The organism is Arthrospira sp. PCC 8006 (assembly GCF_046480465.1).
Taxonomy (GTDB): Bacteria; Cyanobacteriota; Cyanobacteriia; order Cyanobacteriales; family Microcoleaceae; genus Limnospira; species Limnospira platensis.
Window position 1 is genome coordinate 46,456 of the sequence record NZ_PKGG01000012.1, and the last position, 6,803, is coordinate 53,258.

Annotated in this window: 6 protein-coding genes; 1 reads left to right on the forward strand and 5 read right to left on the reverse strand. The window is 47.4% G+C overall.

The window, feature by feature from the left end; genetic code table 11:
- Nucleotides 1–13: 13 nt before the first annotated feature.
- The 5 genes from B9T16_RS03835 to B9T16_RS03855 form a co-directional block, all read right to left on the reverse strand.
- Nucleotides 14–829: a phycobilisome linker polypeptide gene (locus B9T16_RS03835; RefSeq protein ID WP_006618346.1), complete on the reverse strand. Its 816-nt coding sequence runs from the start codon at nt 827–829 to the stop codon at nt 14–16.
- Nucleotides 830–1,012: 183 nt separating this feature from the next.
- A complete protein-coding gene (cpcA, locus tag B9T16_RS03840) occupies nt 1,013–1,501 on the reverse strand; it encodes a phycocyanin subunit alpha (protein ID WP_006618345.1) in 489 nt (162 codons plus the stop codon).
- A 111-nt stretch (nt 1,502–1,612) separates the two neighbouring features.
- Nucleotides 1,613–2,131: a phycocyanin subunit beta gene (locus B9T16_RS03845; RefSeq protein ID WP_006618344.1), complete on the reverse strand. Its 519-nt coding sequence runs from the start codon at nt 2,129–2,131 to the stop codon at nt 1,613–1,615.
- Between the two features lie 383 nt (nt 2,132–2,514).
- Entirely contained in the window at nt 2,515–3,540 is a 1,026-nt protein-coding gene (locus B9T16_RS03850; RefSeq protein ID WP_410244138.1) for an ABC transporter permease, read from the reverse strand.
- A gap of 153 nt (nt 3,541–3,693) precedes the next feature.
- The gene (locus tag B9T16_RS03855) at nt 3,694–4,035 is read right to left on the reverse strand and encodes a hypothetical protein (RefSeq protein ID WP_006618342.1); all 342 of its coding nucleotides are present in this window, start codon (nt 4,033–4,035) and stop codon (nt 3,694–3,696) included.
- A 231-nt stretch (nt 4,036–4,266) separates the two neighbouring features.
- Between B9T16_RS03855 and B9T16_RS03860 the strand changes: the two genes are divergently transcribed.
- Nucleotides 4,267–6,795, forward strand: coding sequence for a mannose-1-phosphate guanyltransferase (locus tag B9T16_RS03860; RefSeq protein ID WP_035738034.1), 2,529 nt, complete (start codon nt 4,267–4,269; stop codon nt 6,793–6,795).
- The last annotated feature ends 8 nt before the right edge of the window (nt 6,796–6,803 follow it).

Consider the following 6,803-nt stretch of genomic DNA (forward strand, 5'->3'; position numbering starts at 1 on the left):
ACAACTTGCTGTTCTAAGCAGGGGTCACGCTGATGACCCGTCCGCCCATGCGGTTGATCCGCTGCAACTGTCCTGAAAGTTGCTCGTAGGCTACTGTGTACTCTGCTGTAGCTTTACGCATTCTCGGTGTCAACTGCGTGGGTTTTTGTACTACTACCACACGATATAATTGACCGCGATCGCCACCATTGGCCCCCACCAGAGCCTGTCCGCTACCTGCTGGACAAATCGGCGAAGAAGTATTGCGAGCGACTTCCCAAGTTAAACGTCCTTGGGTTTGGTTCTGGGCGCGATCGCTATTCGCGTATCCCCGGTAAAGTTGGAAAATCCGGTTAAATCCCACAGTCCACTGACCCCGTTGGGTAGCAAAACCACGGTAGTAAGGGACCACATTTTCACCAAAACTCTCCAAATACTCAGGAGAATCCAGGTAAGAATTAATCTCCGCTTCGTAGCCTTCCTCGTTATACAGATCAACGTGAAACGCCATTTCTGACTCATCCAAAGGAGCCCGACCCAGCAAATGCTTATAGTTCAGTTCAATAAACCGAACTTGGCTATTGCCATAAAAAAACTTTTTCCGGTACAGTTCCGAAACAGCTAAGGCTCGCACAAAATCCCGCACCGTAATTTCACCCTGGCGCAACAAAGACTCAGCACTAGTTAAGCGCTCCCGTTGCATCAGGTGTTCATTACCCATCACCTGACGATATGCAGCCCAAATCACAGCTTGGACATCACCCTCGGTGAAGTTAGGGCGCAGTTCCACTCGCTCAGACTCTTCAAAAGCTCTGATTCCTAGGCGACTTGCTTCTGCTAAACCAACCATTATTAATCTTCTCCCGATTTTTTTACGTTATAGAGAAAAAAACTCTTTTTAATCGGTTAGGTAATCTCGGATACCGATTTTACCAAGCTCATCCCGCTTTAATAAAATATGCCCGGACTGCTAAATAACTGATAACCCAATTGCTAACAGCTATTTACCGTTCCGGGCAACGCAAAAAAGGACCTAGCTCAGGGCGTTGATCGCGTAGTCGAGGTAGGAGTTAGCTTCAACAGCAGCGTCACCAGACAAACCGTGGTTAGCTTTGATGTATTTCAGAGCTTCAATGTACCAGCTTGGAGAAAGCTCGAAAGTCCGGTTGATTTCATCAATACCGGCAATCAGGTACTCATCCATGGGGCCAGTTCCACCAGCAATCAGGCAATAAGTTACCATCCGCAGGTAGTAGCCGATATCACGAGCACATTTGTCCTTACCGCGTTGGTCTGCCGCGTAGTTAGGCCCCTGCATTTGGGTGGTGTAGGGGAACTTGTTGTAAACTGCTTGGGCAGCACCACTGATCAGACTATCAGATTTGGAGGTCAAAGCTTTAGCAGCTTCCAGACCAGCTTTGGCTTGACGAAAACGGCCAAAAGCTACTTGGATTTCGGTGCTGCTTAGGAAACGACCTTGGGAATCAGCGATAGAAACTGCTTCGGTTAGGGGGGTTTTCATTCTCGAGTTATCTCCCGATTGGTTTACAAAAAATTAGGTAACAAAGAGAAGTCAAATAACTTAGACTTCAGCTAAACTGTTTGAATTGTGATATGCTATGGAGCTGCTTAATTAGGAAACTGCAGCAGCAGCACGGTCAAAGTAACCAGCGATTTCTGAAGCCAAAGCGCTACAATCACCAGGAGTGATACCTGCGGGATCGTTAACGATCGCCAGAGCAGCTTCTTTCATTTTGCCAACACCGACAGCAACGGAGGAACCGGGAGTTCCCAAAGCCAGGTAAGTTTCACGCAAACCGTTCAAGCAACGATCTTCGAGAACACTTGCATCGCCAGCAAACACAGCGTAGGTTACATAGCGCAGGATGATTTCCATGTCACGCAAGCAAGCAGCCATACGACGGCTGGTGTAGGCGTTTCCACCGGGAGCAATCAGTTGGGGTTGCTCTGCGAACAAAGAACGAGCAGCGTTGGAAACAATGGTGGAAGCGTTGCTGGTAATGCGGTTAACAGAATCCAAACGTTTGTTGCTTTCAGCAACCATTTGGCTCAGAGCATCGATTTGAGCTGTACTCAGCATTTCGCCGCGAGTATCAGCTTGAGAAACCACCTTGGTGAAGGCATCAAACATGGATTTATCTCCTACTTGTTGACTTGCTTAGAGTTGAGTTGGGATTGGACACACCATGAATGATCACGACAATCAATCCATCGGTGTCACCTCCTAAGACCCCTTCCGGGGCGAACCATCGACAAAGGTTTTTAACAATTGCCCCGTGGTTCATTTCTTCAGTATCCTAGAACACTTTCCGAAATCTTAAAAGATTGTACACGGTTTATGAGAAGAATTTTATATTTTGATACAAATGTTAATCAAACTTCATAAATCAACATTCGCCTTCCTTCTCACCCCTTCAAATATCCTTTATACACTGCCAACGCCCTTTAGTTTGTTAAAATTTATTAAGAAAAATAACTAAGTATTAATAACTAAGTATATTTTCTGACAGGGAATTAATAGCGAATCCGTGGGTCAATACAAGCATTTAAAATATCGATCGCCAAACTAGCCGCCACCACAATCACGGCCAAAAATACCACCACCCCTTGAACCGTGGGATAATCCCGCAGACGGATAGCCTCATACAAGCGATTAGCCAATCCCGGCCAAGAAAAAGTGACCTCAGTTAAAATCGCCCCCCCCAACAAGGCAGCAAAAGTCAGCCCCAACACAGTAATTACGGGAATCATGGCATTTTTGAGAGCATGAGCCAGCAAAATCCGTAACTCCGGCACTCCTCGCGCCCGTGCCGCCTCGACATAATCAGCTTGTAGAGTTTGTCTCAAATTGACGCGGACAATGCGCTCAAAAATCCCACTGAGCAAAATGCCCAAAGTCACACAGGGAAGACACAGATAATATATAGTCGTCCAGAAAGTCCCCAAATTGCCACTCAACAAACTATCAACGGTATAAAGTCCGCTATAAGTAGGAGGAGGAGTCACGGTCACCGGAAAACGACTCCCCAAAGGAAACCAACCCAGCCAGACTGCAAAAATCAACTGCAACAGCATCCCCGCCCAAAAAGCGGGAACCGAATAAGTAATAATTCCAAATAAGCGTCCCCCAGTGTCCCAAATAGTATTAGGTCTAAAAGCGGCCACAGCCCCGACAGTAATTCCCACGACGACCGCCACCAACATACTAAAAACTGCTAATTCGACGGTARCGGGAAAATGATCACTAATAATCTGCCAGACCGACTGTCCTTGAGTAGTTATAGAAGTGCCCAAATCGAAGCGCAGTAGAGCCCCCATATAACTTATATATTGTTCTAGCAACGACCCCCCCAAACCCAACTGCGATCGCAATGCCTCCTTAGCCGCACTAGGGGCTCTAGGGCCAAGAATAGCATCGACCGGATCACCTGGTGTCGCCCGCAACAACAGAAACACCACCGAAGTAATCGTCCACAACATTAGTGGAGCCAATAACAGGCGAGTAATCACATAAAATTGCAGCGCTTTAGCACGAGACATCAGATCAAGCCACGAAACAACTCGCACCCATCAGCCAACCGGATCAAGAGTGCGATCCCAAATCATATCAATAGTTAACTATTTATGGCACACCATCATGGGGCGGGTTTCTTCTGATTTTCCTGAAACCACCCGCCACCCGCCATGTACCCATTAAGCATCAAGTAACGACTCAAAAGTAGTCCGCAAAGACTTCAAATCAGCCACCCGCGCCACCAGCAAATTCTCGTGACCAGCATCCTCAAGTCTGCCTTTCCAATACTGGATACTCTCAGAATTATTCATCCAAAAATTAATCACCGTATCCACAACGCGATCGCATTGCCATCCCCGCTTAGATGCGACCATTTCCACCGATTCAAGAAACATATCCAGGGTACACTGACGATGGCCCAGATATTCAATGCCGCTGGTCTGTTGTTCCTGTTGCTGCTGTTGCTGGTAAAAAAACGAAAGAATTGGAGAAACTCCCACCAAGTTAAATGTGTATTGCATACTTGCCTCCAAATCATCTGTGAAATGGAACTTAGTTATATCAACTAACCTGCCTACAAAGGGGTAAAATTAAATACAATCTAGCCCTGTACACTCAAACTTTTCGGCGAAATTCATAAAAATTTATGATTGGGCAGCATTCAGTGAGCAAAACCAAAATGAATCTAAAGAAAAGCTAAATCTTAGCCGGAAAAGTTTAAGATTGTTTTTAATAAGCCGCCAGGAGGAATTATGAGAGCAGTGCTGATGGCTGGGGGGTCAGGAACGCGACTCAGACCTCTTACCTGTGATTTACCCAAACCAATGGTGCCTATACTCAACCGCCCCATTGCCGAACATATCATTAACCTACTGAGGCGGCACCACTTCCAGGAAGTTATCGCTACCCTGCACTATTTACCCGACATCATGCGGGAATACTTCCATAATGGCAGCGACTTTGGCGTTCAAATGACCTATTCGGTGGAAGAGGATCAACCTCTGGGAACTGCAGGATGTGTCAAAAATATTGCCGAACTCTTAGACAGTACCTTCTTAGTGATCAGTGGCGATAGCATTACTGATTTTGACCTCAGCGCCGCCGTTAAGTTTCACACTTCCCAAAAATCGAAGGCTACGTTGATATTAACCCGGGTTCCCAACCCCCTCGATTTTGGCGTGGTGATTACGGACGAGAATCAACGCATCAAGCGGTTTTTAGAAAAACCCTCCACCAGCGAAATATTTTCCGATACGGTCAACACGGGAATCTATGTCCTAGAACCGGAAGTCCTGGAATATCTGCCCCCTAATCAGGAATGCGATTTTTCCAACGACCTTTTTCCGCTTTTATTAGACAAAGGGGTTCCTATGTATGGCTTTATTGCAGACGGTTACTGGTGCGATGTGGGTCATTTAGAAGCCTATCGTGAATCCCAATATGACGCATTACGCGGAAAAGTTAAGCTAGATTTTCCCTACGAAGAGCGATCGCCAGGAGTCTGGGTCGGGGAAAACACCTACATTGATGATTATGCCCGCATTGAAGCCCCAGTCATTATTGGTAATAACTGTAGAATTGGACCGCGATCGCAATTAGAAGCCGGAACTATCCTCGGAGATAATGTCACTGTAGGGAGTGATGCTAACCTGAAACGCCCCATTGTTTGGAATGGAGCCATTATCGGTGAGGACGTACATTTACGCGCCTGTGTGATTGCTAGAGGAGCCAGGGTAGACCGCCGCGCCCACGTCCTGGAAGGGGCAGTAGTCGGCTCCCTATCCACCGTAGGAGAAGAAAGCCTGATCAGCCCCAATGTCCGCGTTTGGCCTAGTAAAAAAATTGAATCTGGGGCTACCCTCAACATCAACCTAATTTGGGGAAACACCGCTAGGCGTAACCTTTTCGGTCAACGGGGGGTTCTCGGACTCGCTAACATTGATATTACCCCCGAATTTGCGGTTAAACTAGGAGCCGCCTACGGGTCAACCCTCAAACAAGTCGCCACCGTTGCGGTATCCCGCGACCAACGGCGCATTTCTCGCATGGTAACGCGATCGCTAATTTCGGGCTTGATGTCCGTGGGAGTCAATGTCCTTAACCTAGAAGACACCGCTATTCCCGTAGTCCGCACCGTGATTCGTAACCTCACCGTTGTTGGTGGTATTCATGTGCGCCTATCTCCAGATCGCTCCGATCAGATTCTGATTGAATTTCTCGACAACAAAGGCATTAACATCACCAAAGCCAAAGAGAAAAAAATCGAAGGTGCTTACTTCAAGGAAGACCTGCGACGGGCGGGGGTGGCTGAAATTGGTAACATGACCTACCCCAGCGAAGTGATCGACACCTACCGCACCGCCTTTGAAAGACACCTCAATATCGAAAGCCTGCGCCACAGCAACGCTAAAGTGGTGATAGATTACGTCTATGCAGTATCGGGAGCCCTTTTACCCCGACTACTGGCTAAGTTTGGTTGTGATGCGGTCGTCCTCAATGCTAGTCTGAATCAAATTGCTATTTCCCCAAGCGATCGCGAAAACCTACTCGATCAACTGGGCCGAGTGGTGGAAGCCCTGAGAGCTAATTTCGGCGTTCAAGTCTATGCTAACGGCGAACAGTTTATTTTAGTAGATGAAAGTGGTAGCCTAATTAGGGGAGAAGAACTAACCGCCCTGATGGTGACTATGGTTCTGACCGCTCACCCCAGAAGCACGGTGGTAGTACCCGTTCAAGCCTCCTCCGCCGTCGAACAAATCGCCCGACGACACGATGGCATAGTTATCCGCACTAAAGCCAACCCCACGGCTTTAATGGAAGCCTGTCAAGCTCATCCTAATGTCGTACTCGGCGGTAGTGGTGATATGGGGTTCATCTTCCCCCAAATGCACCCCGGTTTTGATGCCATGTTCTCGATTGCCAAAATGATTGAAATTCTGACCACACAGGAGCGATCGCTCGGTCAAATTCGCACCGATCTCCCCCATGTCATACACCGTCGCTATACTGTTCGTTGTCCTTGGTCTGTTAAAGGCGCACTCATGCGACATCTAGTAGAAACCCATGCCCCAGAAAACTTAGAATTGATCGATGGAGTCAAACTCATTAACTACCAAGACGATAATTGGATTTTGATCCTTCCCGATGCCGGAGAACCCCTAATCCATATCTATGCCAACAGCGACGATCGAGATTGGGCTGATACTACCCTCAGAGAATACCGAAATATGGTACAAGATTTTGTAAATCAAGTTCAAGGTATGAACCGAGAAGACTATTAGCCCTGATT